We start from the raw sequence: 18,658 nt of genomic DNA, 5'->3' as shown, positions 1-18,658 counted from the left end.
GTTCCCCTCCACTCATCGCGTCACCGGCTCCACCGGCTCCTCGGCGTAACCGGCCGCCTGAACGGTGAACAGCCGGGCGTACGTGCTCTGGGCGGCGAGCAGGTCGGCGTGCCGCCCCTGCTCGACGACCAGCCCGCCGGACAGGACGACGATGAGGTCGGCGTCCCGGATCGTGCTGAGGCGGTGGGAGATGAGCAGGCTGCTGCGGCCGTCGCGCATCCTCCGCAGCCGCTCGTGCACCTCGTGCTCGGCCTCGGGGTCCAGGCCCGCGTTCGGCTCGTCGAGGATCATCAGGTCCCGGTCCTCGCGGAGGAAGGCCCGCGCGAGCGCCACCCGCTGCCACTGGCCGCCGGACAGCATCACCCCGTTCCCGGGGTCGTCGGCCTCGTCGTCGGCGAAGAACAGCCGGGTCAGCAGCGTCCCGTAGCCCTGGGGCAGGCGGGACAGGGTGCCGTCGATCCCGGCCCGGACGGCCGCGCCGCGGATGCGTTCCAGGTCGCCGAGCGCCGTCAGGTCGCCCATGGCGATGTTGTCGGCCGCGCTGAAGTCGTAGGTCATGAAGTCCTGGAGCACCGCGCCGACGCGGCGGCGCAACTCCTCCACGGGCACGTCGCGCAGGTCCACCCCGTCCCAGAGGATCGCCCCCCGGGTGGGGTCGTAGAACCGGCACAGCAGCTTGACCAGCGTGCTCTTGCCCGCGCCGTTGTGGCCGACCAGTGCCGTCGAGGCACCATGGGGGAGGAAGAGGGTGACGCCGCGCAGCGCCCACGGATGGTCGTCGTTGTAGCGGAACCAGACGTCGCGCAGTTCGATGCCGTGGCGAAGCGCGGGCAGCGGCGCCGGATCGTCCGGCGCGGGCAGGTCCGGCCCGGCGTCGACCACCGCGACGTAGTGGCCGAACAGGAGCACCTGGTGGTGCGCCCCGGCCATCGACGTGATCAGCCCGCCGAGCGCCCCCTGCAGTCCGGCGACGACGGCCACGAACATCGACACGTCACCCACCGTGACCTGCCCCCGCCCGGCCGCGACGACGACCCACACCAGGCCGCCACCGGCGATGACCGCCGACAGCGCCGCCAGCGCCCCCTGGACGACGACCTCCCGCCGGTCCGTCCGCCGCCGGGCGTCGTCGGCGGCGCGCCGCTCGGCGACCAGCCGGCCGCGGAGATAGGCGCCGAGGCCGAACAGCCGGATCTCCTTGGCCGCCGCCGCGCTGGCCAGCAGGTCGCCGTACAACATCTGCCGCCGTTCCATCGGGCCGATCCGCCACATCATCGCAGCGCGCCGCCGGGACAGCTGCAGCTCCAGGACCACCGTGGGGACGGCGGCGGCCAGCACGACGACGGTGAACTTCGCGCTGATCACGGTCAGCGAGCCGAGGAACCCGCCCAGGGTGAGCGCCCCGCGTACCACCTCGAACACCGCGTCGGCGGTCCTGGCCGGCGCGGACGCGCTCTGCTGGGCCAGCCGGAGCCGGTCCTGGAAGTGCGGATCCTCGAACCTGGCCACCCCCGCCACCCGTTCGACCGCCGCGAACAGCTCGTCGTGCGCCCGGAGGGCGGCCCTGCGCTCCATCTCGGCCCGCAGGTACTGGGCGACGCGCGGCACGACCCCGAGCGCGACCCCCGCCGCCGCCAGCCCGACCGCGGGCCCCACCAGCCCGGACGGCGAGCCCGGCGCGGACGTCAACCGGTCCAGGACGGTCTTCGTCAGCCAGGCCACCGCGATCGGGACCACCGCGACCGCCGCCGTGCACACCAGGTACGCCAGGCCGTGCAGGGGCGCCGAACGGAACGTCAGCGCCACGGCGCGCGTCGCGGTGGCCGCGAACGCGCCGGGGGATGTCCGGGGCTCCCGGCTCACGCAGCCCTCGTGGCCCGCAGCAGGGCGACGTCGGGCGCGGTGGCGAGCAGCGCGCCGGTGCTGTCGACGACGTAGTGCGCGGGGAACCCGTCGACCGCGAAGGCCCGGCTGAGCTCGCCGTCGAACTCCTCCACGGCCACGCGGGCCACCGGAGTGAGCGTGCGGACCATCTCGTCGCTGTCCTCCCGGTCACCGGCGAGGACGGCGAGGACCTGCCGCCGCCCGCCCGGCAGGCCGCGGGCGAACTCGACGAACTCCGGCAGCGTCTCCCGGCACGTCGTGCAGCCGGGGCTGAAGAAGGCGACCAGGGTCTCGCCCGTCAGCAGGTCGCGGGAGACCGGCTCGCCGTCGACGGTGGTGGCCAGGAAGTCGCCGACGCTCCCGCGGACCCTCCCCGGCGAACGGTCACCGTGGGACAGGAGGCTCTGGAGCTGGTCGGTGTGCTCCCGCAGCCGTCTGACCACTCCCAGCGTCAGCACCAGGTCGAAGAGGCACAGCGCCCCCACCAGGATCATCCCGGTGACGAGCATCGACATGACGTTCTCCTTTCGGCACCGGTCCGGCGTTCGCCGCCGGGGACACGAACAGTTCGACCAGGTCGTCCAGCCGGCTGACGAGCACGGCCAGCACCAGTCCCGCGCCGCCCGCGACCGCCGTGCCGGCCGGTTGAGACCATGCCTGCGGGTGGGCGGCTCCGCAGGTCAGGGCCACCGCCAGGAGGCCGAGGTTGCGGGCCAGATGGCGTCGTCCCAAGGGGGCCTGGGACGTCCCGAAGCACCGGCAGGACGTGCGCACGCCGCGACGCAGGGCGCGGACGATCGCCGCGCTGAACAGGCCGAGCAGGACGGCGGCGGCGGCCGACCCCGCGACGGACGCGAGCGGATGAAGGACCTGCGCGGCGATCAGCACCGGGACGGCCGACTCGGCCACGACGACCACGACCGCGGCCCGGCGGGCGGTCCGCGGTCCCGTGCCGTGCCCCAGCAGGGCGGTGAGAAGGGCGCCGGTCGCCCGGACGAACTCGGCGAACGCCGTGCGGCCGCGGACCTTGCTCAGTGCCGACATCGCGAAGACGACACCGATCAGACACTGGCCGCCATAAGCGACAAACTCCACCAGATTTCCTCGATACGGAGATCAAAACGCGCTTGCCCGCCCGGCCGGGCGGACAAGCGCTCAACGGCTAGCAGTAGCTGGAGATGACCGTGCACGCGGAGCAGTTCGTGCCGTGGACGAGGTCGTACAGCCTCTTGCCGTAGACGACCTGGCCGCCCATGGTGCAGCACATGTACCGCCAGGTGCAGCCGGCCGCGGTCGCCGACGCCTCGGCCTTGGGCACGACCCGCTCCAGCAGGCGGTCGCTGATTCTCGTGATCGTCGCGATCATGGTTCCGCTCTCCTTCACCAACTGGTCGTCAGCGAGGCCCGGGCTCGCCGTTCCTCGATGGATCACTCCATCCTGAACGGCGAATCTTGCGATTTTGTGGCGGCCGCCGGCGCGCGGAATCCCGCACCCGAAAGGCGCGGTGACCTGCGACGACGTCGGCCCTGCGGCCGAATGCGGCCCCCGGTACGGGAAGGAGTACGGCCGCCGCGCTCACAGGTTCCTGAGGATGACGTCCGGCGTGCCCGGGTCGTCGCCGGTCTCGATGCGGGACCGTTCGCCGGCGCTGATGAGCCGGAGGTCGTGCAGGATCGTCACGGCGTTGCGCCGGCACTCCCGGGCACGATCCTCCGCCCCGAGCGCACGGTGCACCAGGCCCAGGCCCCACCAGTGGCGGGCCTCCGTGCAGCTGCCGAGGTCGTCGGCCGCGCGGTCGGCGTCCAGCGCCATCCGGAAGTAGCGCTCCGACTCCCGGTGGCGGCCCATGCGCCGGTTGGCCTCGGCGATGTAGCCGAGCGCGATGGCCGTACCCACCAGGTCCTCGATCTCGCGGGTGCCGGACAGGGCGTCGCAGAAGGCCGTGACGGCCGCCTCCGGGTCGCCGCTGCGCAGGTAGGTGAGCCCGAGGTTGGTGAGCGTGATCGCCTCGCCGTACCGGTTGCCCTGGCCGCTCTCCAGGTCGACCGAGAGGCGGAAGTGGCCGACGGCCTCCGCGAACCGGCCCAGCCTGCTGTGGACGACCCCCAAGCGGTCGAGCTGGGCGGCCTCTCCCCGGCGGTTGCCGGTCAGCCGGTGTTGTGCGAGTGACACCTTCAGGTGGACCAGCGCCTCGTCCAGCCGGCCGAGGTCGGCCAGCACGTAACCGAGGTCGCCGTGGGTGACCGCCCGGTGGTGGGGGTCGCCCACGCGGTCGGCCGCGGCGGCGCCCATCTCGCTGACCTCCCACAGCTCCCGCCACCGCCCTCGTTCGTACAGCGGGAAGAACAGCGCCGCCGACAGGGCCGTGACCAGGTCGTCGGCGCCCAGCGCCGCCGCGCTGCCCAGCACCGCCGGAAGCTGCGCGGCCTCCGCGTCGACCCACGCGTACACCTCGTGGCGGTCGCGGAAGCCCGGCCCCGCGCCGGGCGTCTCGGGCCCCAGCGTCGTACGCCACACGGCGACGGGGATCACCTGGCTGCTCGCGTCCCTGGCGACGGCCAGCCGGCTGCGCAGCGCGCGCAGGACGGCATGTCGCCGCTCCTCCGGCGGGTCGTGCTCCGCGGCGAGCTCCCGGGCGAAGAGCCGGGTCAGGTCGTGCACGCAGTAACGTCCGGGGGCGGCGGTCTGCACCAGATGCGCCTCGGTGAGCTGGTCGAGCAGGTCCTCGGCGGTCGGGACCGGGAGGCCGGCGAGGGCGGCGGCGGTGTCCACGCCGAGCTCGGTGACGCCGAGCAGGCTCATGCACCGGAACATGCGGGCCTGCGCCGGGTCGAGATCCCGGTAGCTGACCATGAGACTGGCCCTGACCGCGCGGTCCTCCAGCTCCAGCTCCGTGAGCCGCCGCCCCTCCTCGGCCAGCCTCTCGGCCAGCGTCCGCCAGGTCCACGCGGGCCGCACCGACAGCCGGGCGGCCGCGATCGAGAGCGCCAGCGGCAGGTAGGCGCACTGCCGGGCGACGGCGTTCTGGGCCTCGATGTCGTCCGGCCCGGTGGAGGGGCCGGTGGAGGGATCGGTGGAGGGGTCGGTGGCGTGGCGGGTCAGCAGGGCGCGGCAGTCCTCCTCGGGCAGCACCTCCAGCTCGTACGGGACGCGGCCCTCCAGCGCGGCGAGCGTCCTGCGGCTGGTCACGATGACGCCGCAGGTCGGGCTCGCCGGGAGGAGCGCGCGTACCTGCCGGACGTCCAGCACGTTGTCGAAGACGAACAGCATGCGGCGACCGGCGGTGCGGGACCGGAACTGGGCGGCGGCCTCGTCCACGTCCGTGGGGACGGCGGCCCGGTCCACGCCGAGCGACCGCAGCAGGCGGCCGAGGGAGCGCAGGGGTTCCAGCGGTTCGAGGTCCGGCGTCGAGCCGTGCAGGTTGAGGTAGAACTGCCCGTCGGGAAAATGGCGGGCGGCCTGCCAGGCGACCTTGACCGCCAGCGCCGACTTGCCGATGCCGCCACAGCCGGAGATCAGGATCGGCTGCGGACGCCTGCCGACCACGTCGCGCACGAGCGCGTCGATCAGCCCCGACCGCCCGACGAAACCCGGCACCACGGGGGGCAGCTCGCGAGGAGCGGCGGGCGTGCCGGTGCCCGGCTCCGCCGTCCGGAGCTCCACGGCGTCGCCCACTCCCTGCCGGAGCACGTGGAGCTGCGCGTCCACGAGTTCCGGGCCCGGGGACACCCCCAGGTCGTCGACCAGTCGCCGGCTGATCCCGCTGAACACCTCCAGCGCGGCGGCCTGCTCGCCGCAGCCGGCCAGCGCGATCATCAGCCGCGCGTGCGCCCGTTCGTGCAGCCGTTCCACCTGCGTGATCGCACGCAGCGGCGACAGGACGAGCTCGTGCCGGCCGAGCGAGTCGGCCACCTCAGCGAACTCCAGCGCGGCCGTCACCCGCTCGGCGCTCAACGCGGACACCCTCGGATGGTTGTGCAGCGCCGGGACGTCCAGCAGCGGGCTGTCCCGCCACAGGTCCATCGCCTGCCCGAACGACACCGCGGCCGCGTCGAGCTCGGCCCTGTCGCGATGTTCCCGCGCCTGGCGAACCAGCCGCCGGAACGCCAGGACGTCCACCTCGCCGTCCGTCACGGACAGCTGATAACCGTGCTGACGGCAAATGATGAGTTTCTTGTCCCGGGCCCCGTGATGCAATGTGCGGCGAAGCTTGCTGACATGGCCGTGCACCGCTCGTACATGACCGTCGCCGGCCGCGTCACCCCATAATGCGTCGGCGATGGATTCCATCGGCACGACCTGGTTCGCGGACAACGCGAGCAGTCCGAGAATGCCTCTCTGCCGCTCACCGCCCAACGCGGCCGACGATCCGTGCGTCAGCGCTTCGAGCGGGCCCAGTATGCGCAGCCAGACCGCCGACGACGCCGCCGGACCGCCGAGGGGATCGCCCGATCCGGACGTGACCAGCGGAAGGACGTCCGACAGGCGACGCAGGGTCTTGGCGCGCGGACGGCGCGTGCGGCCCTGCTCGACGTCGCGGATCACGGCGACGCTCACCCCGGACCGGGCGGCGAGTTCCTGCTGGGTCAGGCCGGCCTGTTCACGTCGCAGACGCAGTTCGGCACTCAGGTTCTCCATTACTCGTTGCCCTCACCGAAGGATAATGAGTTCCAGAGCGATCCGGCGGCGGCTCGCCCCGAAGAGCTTTACCCGTCCCGTCATGAGGCGCAAGGATTATTCTGTCTTTTCGCGTACGGATGGAAACGCGCGCACGTCTCACTTTCAATGACGGTTACCGGGTGAGGATGCTGATGCCCAGCATGCGGGCGCCGGTCTCCGTACGCGGGCGATGCGTGCTGCCCGGCGCGAACACGACGTAGCTGCCCGGTCCGAGCCGCCGCCCCCGGTCGATGAACTCGCCCGAGATCACGTAATAGCGTTCCTCGCCCTCGTGCACGTCCACCTCGGGCCATTCGGTCCCCGGGGCGAAGTCGTACATCCAGCCGCGGGCCCACTCGGTGGCGGGCAGCCGCCGCCGGATGATCCCGGGAACGACCTCGACGGGGTCGACCTCGTCGACATGCAGGATCTGTACGTCACTCGTCTCTTGCGTCATGACGCCATCGTCCCGGCGGACGCGGCCCCCGCCCAGTGTCTGGATTGACGTCTGCGGGTATTTTCTTGCCATGAGTGTTCAGCGAGTGGTCGCGCTGGTCCTGCCGCCGCAGTCCACGTTCGAGCTGGCGTGCGCCGCCGAGGTCTTCGGCGTGCGCCGTCCCGGCCTGCCGTCCCGGTACGCGTTCCAGGTGTGCGCCGAACGTCCGGGGGTCGTGCCGACCCTGGCGGGATACGACATGGCGGTCGGCGAGGGCCTGTCGGCGCTGGAGGCCGCCGACACGGTGGTGATCCCCGGCTGGCACCGGCGCGACGACCCGGCTCCGCCCGCGGTGATCGACGCGGTCCGGCGGGCCCACCGGCGAGGCGCCCGCCTCGTCGCGATCTGCTCGGGCGCCTTCCTGCTCGCCGAGACGGGGCTGCTGGATCACCGCAGGGCGACCACCCACTGGCGGCTCGCCGCCGAGCTCGCGGCCCGTTTCCCCGACGTCCGGGTCGAACCTGACACGCTGTACATCGACCTGGGCGACCTCGCGACCAGCGCCGGCACCGCCGCGGGCATCGACCTGTGCCTGCACCTGGCCCGAGCCGACCACGGCGCCGCCTACGCCGCGCACGTCGCCCGCCACATGGTCATGCCGCCGCACCGCGAGGGCGGCCAGCTGCAGTACAGCACCGTGCCCCCTGCCGACCGCCTGCCGGAGTCCCTGGCGCCGATCCTCGACTGGGCCGGCGAACGGCTGCACGCGCCCCTCACCCTCGACGACCTGGCCGCCCGGGCCAAGGTCTCCCCGCGGACCCTCGCCCGCAGGTTCGCCGAACAGCTCGGGGTCAGCCCCGGACGATGGCTGCTCCAGCAACGCGTCACGGCGGCGCGCGCCCTGCTGGAGGAGACCGATCTGCCGGTGGAGGCGATCGCGGCCAAGGTCGGCCTGTCCTCGGCCGCCAACCTCCGCAGACGCTTCCACTCCCTGGTGCACACGACGCCCGCCGCCTACCGGCGCTCCTTCGGCGGCCACGAGGACGGCCCGTCGTCGCGGCCGGGCGGCACGCCACCGCCGGAACCGGCCGCCCGTCAGGGGCGCACGTAGCGCCGGAACGTGACTCCCGAGGCCAGGGAACGGTGCTCGACCAGGCGCAGCCGCAGGTTCTCCCGCACGGGCAGGTACGGCCTGCCGCCCCCGACCATCACCGGGAACGCGTACATCCAGAACTCGTCGACCAGGTCCAACAGGGAGACGGCCAGCTCGGGGCCGCCGAGCTGGAGGGGGCCGTCGATCTCCCGCTTCAGGCGCGTCACCACGGACGCGGCGTCCTCGCGCCGGACGATCGTGACCCCGTCGCGCACGGTCTGGAGGGTGTCGGAGAAGACGTACCGCGGCGTCTTCCTGTAGAGCTCGGCGAACTCCCGCTCGACGGCCGGGGCGCCGTCGCCGCCGAGGTCCTGCGTCCAGGGCTGTTCCATCGCCTCGTACAGCCGCCGCCCGAACAGGAACGCGCCGGTCCGGCGGACATGGTCGTTCGCCTCCTGGCGGAAGTCCTCGGGCGGGTCCATGAAAGCCATGTCGCCGTCGGAATCGGTGATGTAGCCGTCGATCGAGGTGTTCATCCAGTAGAAGACCTGGCCCATGAAACTCCTCCTTGGTCGTAGGGGTCGTCCGGGGTGAGGACTCGGCGGGGCGCCGAAACTCATCGCGGCCGGGTGCCTGGGATGCCGCCCTGTCCGGCGGGAACCGTCAGGCGCCGGGCTCGTCCTGCCAGGGGACTGAGGAACGCGACCAGGTCATCGACATCCTCGGGCGCGAACCTGACGAACACTGCGGTCATGATCCAGTCTTGTATCAGAACCTGAGAGGGCCGTGAGCGCCGCGCAGGTCATCCGCCCTGCGTCGCCTGACGGGCGGCCTCCGCGGTGACGCGGTCGATGGCCCGGGCGGCGACGTCGGGCTGGTCGACGTAGATGTAGTGCCCGCTGTCCGCGGCCGTGCTGAGCCTGCCGCGGCTGGACAGGGCGAGCCACTTGCGCTGGCCCGCGGCCCACGCCCGCTCCAGGCGCGGCCCGTACTCGGGCAGGGCCTCCAGGTACGGCTTGCCGTGCCGGACGACCTCGACGGGAATGTCACCGGCGGAGCGGACCTCGCCGTCGGCGACGACGAGCTTCTCCGGGTTCCGCCCCTGGAAGATCGCCAGGTTCTGCGTGCGCAGCTCGCCCGCCGGGCCCTCGGCGGTCTCGGGGATCGCCTTCTCGATGTCGTTCGTCATGGTGGGCGGGGTGGCGTCCAACAGGACCAGCCCCTTGACCCGGTCCTGGTGGTCGGGGGCGTACCTGGCGGCGATCAGGCCACCCAGCGAGTGACCGGCCAGGACGACCGGATGGTCACCGGCGACGCGGTCGAGCACCCCGGTCAGGATCCGGCCGGTGCCGGCGAAGTCCTGCGGGCCGTCCGGCTGGTCGCTCGCGCCCGCGCCGAGCCGGTCGTAGGAGCAGACCCGGTTCTTCGCGCTCAGCGCCTTCTGCAGGGCGGCCATCTTGTCCAGCCCGTCGCCTCCGCCGTGCAGCAGGACGACGACCGGCCTGTCCTTCGCCGGCTCGCCCGAACAGGACACGTTCACCGACCGGCCCGCCACGGTGATCTTCTCGGTGCCGGAGATCGCAGCGGCCCCGGAGGTCGGTGAGGAGGGGGCGAAGGGGTCCCAGTTGTCCATCGCGTCGCCGTCGCAACCGGCGACCCCCGCCCCGAGCCCCACGCAGCACAGCACGGCCACAACGGGTGTCTTGATCTTGCCGAGCACGAGGTCCTCCAGTGAGCGTCGACGCCGGGGTGATGCGCACGGCGGGCGCGAGCGGAAGAACGCGACCGGAACGCCGTGGCTGCGCCCGCAACGCTACGGACCGGGCGGTGTCTGGATCTTCACCGCACGGTGGACATTCACCGGTAGCTCGCGCGGGGGACAAGCACGGCCCGCGGGAAGGGCCGCCGTCCCCCGTACGAGCTACCCGAGAGTGTCCACCGCACGGGGACGATTCCAGGCCGCCGCATCTCTAGCGTTTCCGGCATCGCGGCGGCCTCCGCCGTGGAACCGTCCGTCAGGTGAGGGAGTCGTCATGCGGTTGTTGAAACAGCTCGTGCCCGTCGCGGTGGTCGCCTTCGCCGGCGGCGCGGTCGTGGGCGCGGTACAGGGAAGCCCGCCGCTCACCCTGCTCCTCGGCCTGGGGACGGCCGCCCTGGCGCTGTTCGTGTACGCCCGCGTGGTGCGGTGGTCCGAGCGGCGCGCGCCGGCGGAGGTGGCGACGCGCGGCGCGGCCCGCGCCCTCGCACGGGGGACGCTGCTCGGCGTCGCGCTGTTCGCGGCCGTCGTCCTGAACCTCGCCCTCGTCGGCGGCTACCGCGTCGACGGCCCGGGCTCGCCGGCGGGCGCGGCCGGGCTGTTCGGCTTCATGGCCGCCGCCGCGGTCTCGGAGGAGCTGCTGTTCCGCGGCATCCTGTTCCGGATCGCCGAGGAACGCATGGGGACGTGGCTCGCGCTCGTGCTGACCGGCCTGCTGTTCGGCCTGTCGCACGTGTTCAACCCGCACGCCGACCTGTGGGGCGCGATCGCCGTCGCGATCGAGGCGGGCGGCATGCTCGCCGCCGCCTACGCCGCCACCCGTACCCTGTGGGTGCCGATCGGCGTGCACTTCGGCTGGAACTTCGCGGCGGCCGGCATCTTCAGCGCCGAGGTCTCGGGCAACGGCGCGACGCAGGGGTTGCTGCACGGTGTGACGTCGGGCCCGGCCCTGCTCACGGGCGGCGCGTTCGGTCCGGAGGCGAGCCCGTACGCGGTGGTGGCCGGTCTGCTGCTGATGGCCGGGTTCATGTGGCTGGCCCGCCGCCGTGGCACCATGGTCCCGTTCCGGCGCGGCACGAGCGCTACGCTCGCCCGGTGATCGATCTGCGGCGTGCCACGGACCTGTGGCGGCGGTGCGACGTCGTGGTCCGGGACCTGCTGTTCGGGCTGCTGCTGGCCGTCGCGTCCCTCCTGCCGGCGCTCCACGGCAAGGGCACGCAGGTCGGCGATCTGCCGGCCCGCCCGTTCGACGCGTTGGCGTACGCGGTGATCGCCCTGGAGTGCCTTCCGCTCGCCGTCCGCCGGCGGTGGCCGGCCGTGTGCCTGGCCCTGGTGTCGCTCGGCTTCGTCCTCGACCAGCTCCGCGCCTACCACCTGTTCGCGAGCAACGTGCTGCCCATCGCGCTCATCAGCGCGGGCGCCCATCTGGAACGCCACCGGCGCGTCACCGTGGTCCTGCTGTCGGTGGCGTACGTGCCGCTCGCGCTCGCCCTCGACCGGCTCGGCGCGACCGAGCGGGTGGAGGGGTACGTGGTGTTCTACCTGGCCCTGGTCCTCGCCTGGGGCATCGGCGCGTGGCTGCGTTCCACCCGCGCCGCCGAGGCGGAACGCCGCCGCCACCTCGCCGAGGCCACCCGCGCCGCGGAACGCACCCGGATCGCCCGCGAGCTGCACGACGTCGTGACGCATCACGTGACGGCGATGGTGGTGCAGGCCGAGGCCGCCCGGTACCTGACCGCCGTCCCCGAGCGTCTCGACGCGACGCTGAATGCCGTCACCGACACCGGCCGGCGGGCCATCGCCGACCTGCGGCACATGCTCGACCTGCTCAAGGCCGACCATGACACCGACGTCGGCCTGCCGTCCGCCGCCGAGCTCCACACCCTCGTGGAGCAGACCCGCCGGGCCGGGCAGCCGGTGGAGTTCGCCGAGGCGGGCAGCCGGGCGGAATCGGCGGGCAGCGCCGAGTTCGTCACCTATAGGGTCGTGCAGGAAGCCCTGACGAACGCCCTCAAACATGCCCACGGCAGCCCGACCGTGGTTCAGGTGCGCTACGGCGAGAAGGAGATCAGCGTGGTGGTCGGCACCGACGGCCCCGGCTCCGGGGCCGCCTCCCCCGGGGGGAGCGGGCGGGGCCTGGCCGGGCTCCGCGAGCGGGTGGAGGCCCTGGGCGGCGAGTTCGGCGCCGACCGGCAGGCGGGCGGCGGCTTCGTGGTACGGGCCCGCATCCCCGCGGGCGGCCCGTCGTGAGCGCGCCCGTCCGGGTGCTGGTCTGCGACGACCAGGCGCTGATCCGCACCGGCTTCGCGACGATCATCGACGCGCAGCCGGACCTGGAGGTGGTGGGGGAGTGCGGCGACGGCCGCGCCGCGGTGGACCTCGCCCGCCGGCTGAGCCCCGACATCGTCGTCATGGACGTGCGCATGCCGGTGCTCGGCGGCATCGAGGCCACCCGCCTGCTGGCCGGCGCGGGGGTCGAGAACCCGGTCAAGGTGCTCGTGGTGACGACGTTCAACCTCGACGAGTACGTCTACGAGGCGCTGCGCGCGGGGGCCAGCGGCTTCCTGCTCAAGGACGCCCCGCCGGCGCAGCTGCTGCAGGGCATCCGTACCGTCGCCTCGGGCGCGGCGCTGCTGGCCCCCGAGGTGACGCGGCAGCTCGTCGGCCGGTACGCGGCCCGCATCCGCCCCGCCCCGGCCGCGTCCGAGGAGACCGTGCTGACCCCGCGCGAGCTGGAGGTGCTGCGGCTCATCGCCGACGGCCGATCCAACAGCGAGATCGCCGCCACGCTGGTGATCAGCCAGGAGACCGTCAAGACGTACGTGTCGCGCATCCTGACCAAGCTCGACCTGCGCGACCGCGTCCAGGCGGTGGTCTACGCCTACCGCAGGGGCCTGGTGACCTGACGGGCGACACGCAGGACCCCAAGCCACGGGGAAGGGCAGGCCCCACCGCAACAAACCGGCCCACGTGACTGATCTTGGAAGCGGAACGCCCAAGGATGGGGACATCGCCACCCACTGAGGAGATGTCCCCGATGCGTAAGTACTTTGCCGCCGCAGCCGCCGCAGCCGTTCTGGTCGGCGCGGCCTCGCCCGCCATGGCCGCCTCCGACCGGAGCGCGCAGCGGGAGATCGACCGGCTGACCCGGCAGGACGGCCTGGCCGGAGCCGTGGTCTCCGTGCGCGAACGCGACGGCCGCACGACCACCTGGACCTCCGGCACCGCCGAGCGCGGCACCGGCAGGCCGATGGTCGGCGGCGACGGGCGCTTCCGCGCGGCCAGTGTGACCAAGCCGGTGATCGCCGTGACGGTGATGCGCTTGGTCGCCGACGGCAAGGTGAACCTGGACGAACAGGTCGAGCACTACCTGCCCGGCTCGCTGCGCGGCGCCCGCGTCACCGTCCGCCAGTTGCTCCAGCACACCAGTGGCCTGCCCGAGTACTTCGACCTGGTCGACTGGACCAAGCCCGCCACCCCCGCCGATCACCTCGCGCTCGCCCTCACCCGCCCCCTCACCGGCAGGCCGGGCGGTCAGTGGTCCTACTCCAACACCAACTACCTGGTCGCAGGCATGATCGTCGAGAAGGTGACCGGCAAGGACTTCCGCCGGGTGACCGAAGAGGGAGTCCTCAAGGGGCTGCCGGGCACGTACTGGCCCAAGCAGGGCGAGCTCGACCTCCGCGGGCGGCACGCCCACACCTACGGCATCGACCCCACCTCCCCCAGAAAGGGCGAGACGGACCTGACCCGGCTTCCGGGCCACGCCTTCGGCGCCGGCGGCGGCCTGGTCTCCACGCCTGAGGACCTCAACCGGTTCTGGCAGGCCGTCCCCGAGCGCACGCTGCGCGGCATGCTCACGGGCGCGGTCCCCGCCTCCGACCCCAAGGGCAGCCGGTACGGGCTCGGCGTGTACACGTACCCGCTGAGCTGCGGGCCGGTCTGGATGCACGACGGCGGGCTGCCGGGAGTCCGCGTCCTCAGCGGCCGCGACCGCAAGGGCCGGGCCGCCACCGTCTACGTCACCGGCCCCCCGAAGGACGACAAGCACCTGTTCGCCGCCCTCGACGCCGCCCTGTGCCAGTAGCCCACGCCTCGCCCGCAGCCGGGCCGACTCGTGGGGGACGGGGACGGGGACGGGGGCGGGGGCGTCCCGTCGGCTCGAATTTTGCGCCCGGAGGGATAGGGCTTCATGGCTCGACACGAACAGTAGTGGATCAAATACTCAAAGCGACAAAGTTCTGGGTGAAGGGAGTCCCCTCATGCCAACCGCCCGCATCGCCTCCGGTCAGACCACCCCCGGACAGGGATGGCAGCCCTATGGTCCCAACGGCATCTACATCGACGTCGACACCTCGTCCGCGCACTTCACCGGCCGTCCCGTCTACGTCACCTCCATCGGCAGCACCGGCGGCAACCAGTGGAACCTGGTCGGCCCCAGCGCCGTCTACGACGCCACCGCCACCAAGTTCCGCGTGTACGTGCAGTGGCGGGACGCCTCACCGCTCTCCCCGGCGGCCGCGCAGCAGTTCGGCTGGTTCATCCAGTGGATCGGCTACGACAACCCCTGACCGGCGGCCCGTACGGCCGGCACGCCCGGCCGTACGGGTACCCGTCTACTTGAGGCTCCCCGCCGTGATCCCGCTCACCACCTGGCGGTTGAACACCACGTACACGGCGATCATCGGCAGCGTGATGATCGACAGGGCCGAGAACAGCAGCCCGTAGTCGGTGACGTACCGGTTGGAGAAGGCCAGCAGACCGGTCGGGATGGTCTTGAGCGAGTCGTCCTGGATGTAGAGCAGGGCCAGCAGGAACTCGTTCCAGCACGACAGCGCCGAGAACACCGCCACCGTGGCCAGCCCGGGCCGCAGCAACGGCAGCGCGATCAGCAGGTAGACCCGCAGGTCGGAGGCGCCGTCGATGTGCGCGGCCTCGAACAGCTCGCGCGGCAGCGCGTCCAGGTAGACCTTGATCAGGTACGTGGCCAGCGGCAACCCCATGGCCGTGTACGGAATGATCAACGCCCACCGGGTGTCGCTCAGCGCCAGCTCGGTGAACATCGTGCTCTGGGCGATGAAGTACGACTGCAGCGGCAGCAGCAGCCCGAGCGCCAGCAGGCCCATGAGCAGCCCGCGCCCGCGGAACTCGAAGCGGCTGAACGCGAACGCCGCCGCCGACGACAATGCCAGGATCAGCAGCACCGACACCGAGGTCACGATCACGCTGTTGAGCGCGTACCCGCCGATGCCGCCGACCTCCCACGCCTCGGCCCAGCGGCCGAAGTCCAGCGCCTCGGGCAGGGCGAACGGGTCGGCGAAGATCTGCGCGTTGGACTTGAAGCTGGAGGCGACCATCCACAACAACGGCAGGAAGAACGCCGCCGACACCACGGCCAGCAGCGCGGTCGAGAGCCTTCTCATCGGGCCGTCCTCCTGCGCAGGCGCATGAAGACCAGCCCGATGAGCACGACGGCCGCGGTCATCAGCACCGCCATGGCGGAGCCGTACCCGACCTCGCCGTCGCGGAAGACCACGCGGGTCAGGTAGGTGGTGGGGATCTCCGTCGCGTTGTACGGCCCGCCGCCCGTCATGACGTAGAACAGGTCGAACGTCTGGAAACCGCCCGTGACGCAGAGCAGCAGGCAGACCTCGACCGCGTCCCTGATCATCGGTACCTTGATGCGGCGGAAGATGGCCAGCTCGCCGGCGCCGTCGAGGCGGGCGGCCTCGACCACGTCCGACGGGATCTGGGCGAAGGCCGCGTAGAAGATCGCCATGTAGAACCCGGCGTACACCCAGCCGGAGACCGCGCAGACGGCCAGCAGCGCGGTGCCCTCGTCGCCCAGCCAGACCTTGCCCGGCAGGCCGGCGACGTCAAGGAGGGCGTTGACCAGGCCGAAGTCGGCGTTGTAGACGAACGCCCACAACACGGCCACGACCACCATCGGCAGCATCACCGGCGTGAACAGCGCCACGCGGAACCAGGGGGCCCCGCCGCGCCGGGTGACCAGCAGCCCGGCCAGGACGAGCCCGACCGCGACCTCCAGAACGATGGTGACAAGGATGTAGACACCGACATGAACAAACGAGTCCAGAAATATCGTGTCCTGGGCTGCTCTGAGGAAATTGTCGAAGCCGACGAACGTCATCGGCCCGAAACCGGTCCACTCGGTCAGGCTGAACGCCCCGGTCGCCAGCGCGGGCGCGAGCACCGCGAAGCCGAACACCAGCAGCGCCGGGGCGGCGAACAGGTACGGCGTGAGCTTGCGTCTCATCCCGCGACGGCCAGCGCTTCCTTGGGAGACTTCGCCCCGCCGAGCACCGCGGCCAGAGCACGGTAGAGCGCGTCGGCGCGCTTGAGGTCGTAGCCGGTGTCCGGCGGCGAGACCACGGTCCTGGCGTCGGCCAGCAGGTCGTTGAGCCGGGTGCTGCGCGCGTCCACCTGCTCGGCGCCCTCCGCCCTGGCCTGGGGCACGGTGCCCGCCTTGACGAACGCGGCGGCGTTGGCCGGGGAGTTCAGCAGCGCCAGGAACTCGGCCGACTCCTTGACCTTCGCGCTCCTGGCGTTGATCACGTAGCCGGTGACGACGCCGATCACGCTCTCCTGGTCACCGGCGCCGCCGGTCATCGCCGGCAGGTTGACGTAGTCGAACTCCAGCTTGGGCGCCTCGTCCAGGGCCCAGCTGACCAACCACGAACCGATCGGGTGCATGGCGGCCTTGCCCTGGAAGAACAGCTGCGCGCCCTCGTTGTCGTTGGCCGCGTTGGCGCTCTTGTTCACGCACCGGTGGTCGCGGAGCTGGGCCACGTAGCCGAGCGCGCGTTCCCAGTCGGGGTTGGCCATGGGGGCCTTGCCCGACAGCACGTCCTGGTAGGACTGCTCGCCGACGACCCGGGAGACCAGGTGGGACAGCCAGTTGCCGGCGGCCCACAGGTCCTTGTTGCCCGAGGCGATCGGGGTGACGCCCTTGGCGTTGAGCGTGTCGCAGGCCGTGAGGAGTTCCTCGAACGTCTTGGGCGGCTGCACCCCGGCGTCGGCCAGGATCTTGGTGTTGTACCAGAGGACGTTGGTCACGTCGGCCGCGAAGGGCACCATGACGGTCTTGCCGTCGATGGTGGTGCGCTTGTATGCCTCGTCCGGGATGAGACCCTTGAGGGGGCCTGAGGTGACCTGGGGGGAGATGTCGGCCGCGAAGCCGTCCTTGACCCGGGTGCGCAGCCGGTCGCCCGCCCACTCGAAGTAGATGTCGGGCGCCTGCCGGCCGTTGAGCAGGTTCTGCAGGCCGATGGTCTGGTAGAGGTCGTCCTCCTGGAAGTTGAGCTCGACCTTGGCGCCCGGGTGCGCCTTCTCGTACTGGGCCGCGACGTCCTTCCACACCTTGATCTGCTCCTCGCCCGGGGAGCTCATCGCGATCCGTAACACCTTGTCGGTGGCCGGGCTCTGCCCACCGCCGCCGCAGGCCGACACCAGCAGCATCAGGGCGAGCGCCCCGGCCGTCCTGTTCACCATGGGAACTCCTCAAGACAGTCGCCGAACACCCGCTTGCGGGCGGGGCGACGGGGGTGCGGTCGTAAGTCGTGACGAGCGGCGGCCAGCAGCGCCTGCGCGCCCCGCTCGAACTCCTCCAGCCAGGGCCGGGCCTCCTCCACCGGCGCGCGCCGCCGCACCGGCCCGCGCAGCAGGTGCCCGGCCGCGTCCAGCAGCTCTTTCGCGTGTACGGCGAGCAGCCGGTCGGCCGCCGAGGCGTCACCGGACTCGCGCTCGAACGCCCACTGCTCCAGCACCCCCGTGAGCCTGGGCGCGTCGTGCGGTTCCAGGCAGGAGCCGCGCACGTTGTCGGCGAAGATCCGGTAGGCGGCCAGGTCCTGGCCGTCGCCGACGACGTCGGCCAGGGCCCGCTCCCAGCTCTCCTGAGGGTCGTAGCCCTCCGGGTCGCGCAGGTAGTCGGCGACCGTGGCGAAGGCGATCTTCGAGGATTCGTAGAGCTCCATGCCGTTGGCCACGACGCCGGTCGCGAACCGGTACAGGTGCCTGTCCCTGCCCTGGTACGGCCCCACGTGCAGCTCGTGGCTCATCGCGACGTCATTGACCGGGTAGTTGTCCCAGTAGAGCGGGGCCCTGTTCAGCGTGCGGGTGACGGCGGCGGCGTCGGCCAGGTCGATGGTGGGGGAGCAGATGCTCCGGCCGGTCCAGAACAGGTCGATCCGGGCGTCGATCAGGCCCAGGGCCCGCAGGTAGGGGTGGTCGCCGGTTCCGCAGTAGACGGTGGGGCAGACCGTCAGCCGTCCGGTGCGCGCGAAGACGGCGTCGATGAGCGCGACCTGGGCCTGCGCGAGGTCGTCGAAGGCGGCGACGTCCCGGGGGTGCCGCAGCCGCATGGGGATGTCGTCGAGCAGCAGCCCCACCCCGGCGGCCCCGGCCTCCATGGCCTGCTCGAACGCCACGCACAGGGCCTGGACGTCCTTGCCGTCGGAGTAGCGCAGCGACAGGCCGGGGGAGAGACAGTGGACGACGTCGACCCCCGCCTGCCTGCCGCGTGCGGCCAGCTCGGCGAGCCCCTGGACGCCGGCTTCCCGCCAGGAGGGCCGGTCGGCCTTCGGCGCGTACACGTAGGTGTTCATGCCTCGCGCGCCGAGGAACCCGAGCAGGTCGAGCCGCTGCTCGTGACTCCATGGACGCCCGTAGAACCCTTCGATGACTCCACGGACGGCAAAGCCGGCTGACTTCATGAAGACAGTAAAGAGTCTTTATTTCATCTAGGCAAGAGTCTTTACCAGAACTCTCAAAAATCGGAACGACAGGGCAGCCGGCATGAAGTCTGCCTAC

General features: G+C 72.0%; 17 protein-coding genes and 1 pseudogene. 6 read left to right on the top strand and 12 right to left on the bottom strand.

What is annotated here, in order from left to right; all coding sequences use genetic code 11:
* Positions 1 to 12 precede the first annotated feature (12 nt).
* From ACIA8R_RS31300 to ACIA8R_RS31275, 6 genes and pseudogenes are all read right to left on the bottom strand, one after another.
* Positions 13 to 1,863 carry an ABC transporter ATP-binding protein gene (locus ACIA8R_RS31300; protein ID WP_397041652.1) on the bottom strand — a complete coding sequence of 617 codons (1,851 nt, stop codon included), beginning with the start codon at positions 1,861 to 1,863 and terminating at the stop codon, positions 13 to 15.
* Positions 1,860 to 2,399 (bottom strand): TlpA disulfide reductase family protein, encoded by a 540-nt coding sequence (locus ACIA8R_RS31295; RefSeq protein ID WP_364092883.1) that lies wholly within the window; start codon positions 2,397 to 2,399, stop codon positions 1,860 to 1,862. Before ACIA8R_RS31295 ends, ACIA8R_RS31300 begins: the two co-directional genes overlap by 4 nt.
* A gap of 220 nt (positions 2,400 to 2,619) precedes the next feature.
* Positions 2,620 to 2,928: pseudogene (locus ACIA8R_RS31290) on the bottom strand (MauE/DoxX family redox-associated membrane protein); the annotation flags it as partial.
* Positions 2,929 to 3,046: 118 nt separating this feature from the next.
* Positions 3,047 to 3,250 carry a hypothetical protein gene (locus ACIA8R_RS31285; RefSeq protein WP_357701696.1) on the bottom strand — a complete coding sequence of 68 codons (204 nt, stop codon included), beginning with the start codon at positions 3,248 to 3,250 and terminating at the stop codon, positions 3,047 to 3,049.
* A 210-nt stretch (positions 3,251 to 3,460) separates the two neighbouring features.
* Positions 3,461 to 6,523 carry a BTAD domain-containing putative transcriptional regulator gene (locus ACIA8R_RS31280; RefSeq protein ID WP_397041651.1) on the bottom strand — a complete coding sequence of 1,021 codons (3,063 nt, stop codon included), beginning with the start codon at positions 6,521 to 6,523 and terminating at the stop codon, positions 3,461 to 3,463.
* A 154-nt stretch (positions 6,524 to 6,677) separates the two neighbouring features.
* Entirely contained in the window at positions 6,678 to 7,001 is a 324-nt protein-coding gene (locus ACIA8R_RS31275; RefSeq protein ID WP_357701699.1) for a cupin domain-containing protein, read from the bottom strand.
* Between the two features lie 70 nt (positions 7,002 to 7,071).
* Between ACIA8R_RS31275 and ACIA8R_RS31270 the strand changes: the two genes are divergently transcribed.
* Entirely contained in the window at positions 7,072 to 8,091 is a 1,020-nt protein-coding gene (locus ACIA8R_RS31270; RefSeq protein ID WP_397041650.1) for a helix-turn-helix domain-containing protein, read from the top strand.
* On the opposite strand, the gene ACIA8R_RS31265 is transcribed toward ACIA8R_RS31270, so the two are convergent.
* Positions 8,076 to 8,630, bottom strand: a complete 555-nt coding sequence (locus ACIA8R_RS31265; RefSeq protein ID WP_364092890.1) for a dihydrofolate reductase family protein — start codon at positions 8,628 to 8,630, stop codon at positions 8,076 to 8,078. The genes ACIA8R_RS31270 and ACIA8R_RS31265 overlap by 16 nt on opposite strands.
* 245 nt (positions 8,631 to 8,875) lie before the next feature.
* Entirely contained in the window at positions 8,876 to 9,793 is a 918-nt protein-coding gene (locus tag ACIA8R_RS31260) for an alpha/beta fold hydrolase (protein WP_397041649.1), read from the bottom strand.
* Positions 9,794 to 10,106: 313 nt separating this feature from the next.
* Between ACIA8R_RS31260 and ACIA8R_RS31255 the strand changes: the two genes are divergently transcribed.
* From ACIA8R_RS31255 to ACIA8R_RS31235, 5 genes are all read left to right on the top strand, one after another.
* Positions 10,107 to 10,928 (top strand): lysostaphin resistance A-like protein, encoded by an 822-nt coding sequence (locus ACIA8R_RS31255; protein WP_397041648.1) that lies wholly within the window; start codon positions 10,107 to 10,109, stop codon positions 10,926 to 10,928.
* On the top strand, positions 10,925 to 12,079 hold the full coding sequence (locus ACIA8R_RS31250) for a sensor histidine kinase (protein WP_397041647.1): 1,155 nt from the start codon (positions 10,925 to 10,927) through the stop codon (positions 12,077 to 12,079). The genes ACIA8R_RS31255 and ACIA8R_RS31250 overlap by 4 nt, the downstream gene beginning before the upstream one ends.
* Positions 12,076 to 12,735: a response regulator transcription factor gene (locus ACIA8R_RS31245; protein WP_357701710.1), complete on the top strand. Its 660-nt coding sequence runs from the start codon at positions 12,076 to 12,078 to the stop codon at positions 12,733 to 12,735. Before ACIA8R_RS31250 ends, ACIA8R_RS31245 begins: the two co-directional genes overlap by 4 nt.
* 131 nt (positions 12,736 to 12,866) lie before the next feature.
* Positions 12,867 to 13,916, top strand: coding sequence for a serine hydrolase domain-containing protein (locus ACIA8R_RS31240; protein ID WP_397041646.1), 1,050 nt, complete (start codon positions 12,867 to 12,869; stop codon positions 13,914 to 13,916).
* 175 nt (positions 13,917 to 14,091) lie between these two features.
* On the top strand, positions 14,092 to 14,400 hold the full coding sequence (locus ACIA8R_RS31235) for a hypothetical protein (RefSeq protein WP_357701713.1): 309 nt from the start codon (positions 14,092 to 14,094) through the stop codon (positions 14,398 to 14,400).
* Positions 14,401 to 14,445: 45 nt separating this feature from the next.
* Here the strand turns inward: ACIA8R_RS31235 and ACIA8R_RS31230 are convergent, their stop codons facing one another.
* Genes ACIA8R_RS31230 through ACIA8R_RS31215 form a run of 4 tightly spaced genes read right to left on the bottom strand, consistent with a single transcriptional unit; the run spans position 14,446 to position 18,561 of the window.
* On the bottom strand, positions 14,446 to 15,252 hold the full coding sequence (locus ACIA8R_RS31230; RefSeq protein ID WP_397041645.1) for a carbohydrate ABC transporter permease: 807 nt from the start codon (positions 15,250 to 15,252) through the stop codon (positions 14,446 to 14,448).
* Positions 15,249 to 16,106 carry a carbohydrate ABC transporter permease gene (locus ACIA8R_RS31225; RefSeq protein WP_397041644.1) on the bottom strand — a complete coding sequence of 286 codons (858 nt, stop codon included), beginning with the start codon at positions 16,104 to 16,106 and terminating at the stop codon, positions 15,249 to 15,251. Before ACIA8R_RS31225 ends, ACIA8R_RS31230 begins: the two co-directional genes overlap by 4 nt.
* The gene (locus tag ACIA8R_RS31220; RefSeq protein WP_364092901.1) at positions 16,103 to 17,341 is read right to left on the bottom strand and encodes an extracellular solute-binding protein; all 1,239 of its coding nucleotides are present in this window, start codon (positions 17,339 to 17,341) and stop codon (positions 16,103 to 16,105) included. The genes ACIA8R_RS31225 and ACIA8R_RS31220 overlap by 4 nt, the downstream gene beginning before the upstream one ends.
* Positions 17,335 to 18,561, bottom strand: coding sequence for a protein O-GlcNAcase (locus ACIA8R_RS31215; protein WP_364092903.1), 1,227 nt, complete (start codon positions 18,559 to 18,561; stop codon positions 17,335 to 17,337). The genes ACIA8R_RS31220 and ACIA8R_RS31215 overlap by 7 nt, the downstream gene beginning before the upstream one ends.
* Between the last annotated feature and the right edge of the window lie 97 nt (positions 18,562 to 18,658).

The sequence above is a fragment of the Nonomuraea sp. NPDC051191 genome (assembly GCF_044455665.1).
Classification (GTDB): domain Bacteria; phylum Actinomycetota; class Actinomycetes; order Streptosporangiales; family Streptosporangiaceae; genus Nonomuraea.
Note: the sequence above shows the minus strand (reverse complement) of the source record. Positions and strands in the feature narration are given on the sequence as shown.

Excerpts from the sequence above, each read along its gene's own strand:
- ACIA8R_RS31295 (WP_364092883.1), bottom strand. The coding sequence starts at position 2,399 with ATGTCGATGCTCGTCACCGGGATGATCCTGGTGGGGGCGCTGTGCCTC.
- ACIA8R_RS31285 (WP_357701696.1), bottom strand. The coding sequence starts at position 3,250 with ATGATCGCGACGATCACGAGAATCAGCGACCGCCTGCTGGAGCGGGTC.
- ACIA8R_RS31280 (WP_397041651.1), bottom strand. The coding sequence starts at position 6,523 with ATGGAGAACCTGAGTGCCGAACTGCGTCTGCGACGTGAACAGGCCGGC.
- ACIA8R_RS31275 (WP_357701699.1), bottom strand. The coding sequence starts at position 7,001 with ATGACGCAAGAGACGAGTGACGTACAGATCCTGCATGTCGACGAGGTC.
- ACIA8R_RS31270 (WP_397041650.1), top strand. The coding sequence starts at position 7,072 with ATGAGTGTTCAGCGAGTGGTCGCGCTGGTCCTGCCGCCGCAGTCCACG.
- ACIA8R_RS31265 (WP_364092890.1), bottom strand. The coding sequence starts at position 8,630 with ATGGGCCAGGTCTTCTACTGGATGAACACCTCGATCGACGGCTACATC.
- ACIA8R_RS31255 (WP_397041648.1), top strand. The coding sequence starts at position 10,107 with ATGCGGTTGTTGAAACAGCTCGTGCCCGTCGCGGTGGTCGCCTTCGCC.
- ACIA8R_RS31240 (WP_397041646.1), top strand. The coding sequence starts at position 12,867 with ATGCGTAAGTACTTTGCCGCCGCAGCCGCCGCAGCCGTTCTGGTCGGC.
- ACIA8R_RS31235 (WP_357701713.1), top strand. The coding sequence starts at position 14,092 with ATGCCAACCGCCCGCATCGCCTCCGGTCAGACCACCCCCGGACAGGGA.
- ACIA8R_RS31230 (WP_397041645.1), bottom strand. The coding sequence starts at position 15,252 with ATGAGAAGGCTCTCGACCGCGCTGCTGGCCGTGGTGTCGGCGGCGTTC.
- ACIA8R_RS31225 (WP_397041644.1), bottom strand. The coding sequence starts at position 16,106 with ATGAGACGCAAGCTCACGCCGTACCTGTTCGCCGCCCCGGCGCTGCTG.
- ACIA8R_RS31220 (WP_364092901.1), bottom strand. The coding sequence starts at position 17,341 with ATGGTGAACAGGACGGCCGGGGCGCTCGCCCTGATGCTGCTGGTGTCG.
- ACIA8R_RS31215 (WP_364092903.1), bottom strand. The coding sequence starts at position 18,561 with ATGAAGTCAGCCGGCTTTGCCGTCCGTGGAGTCATCGAAGGGTTCTAC.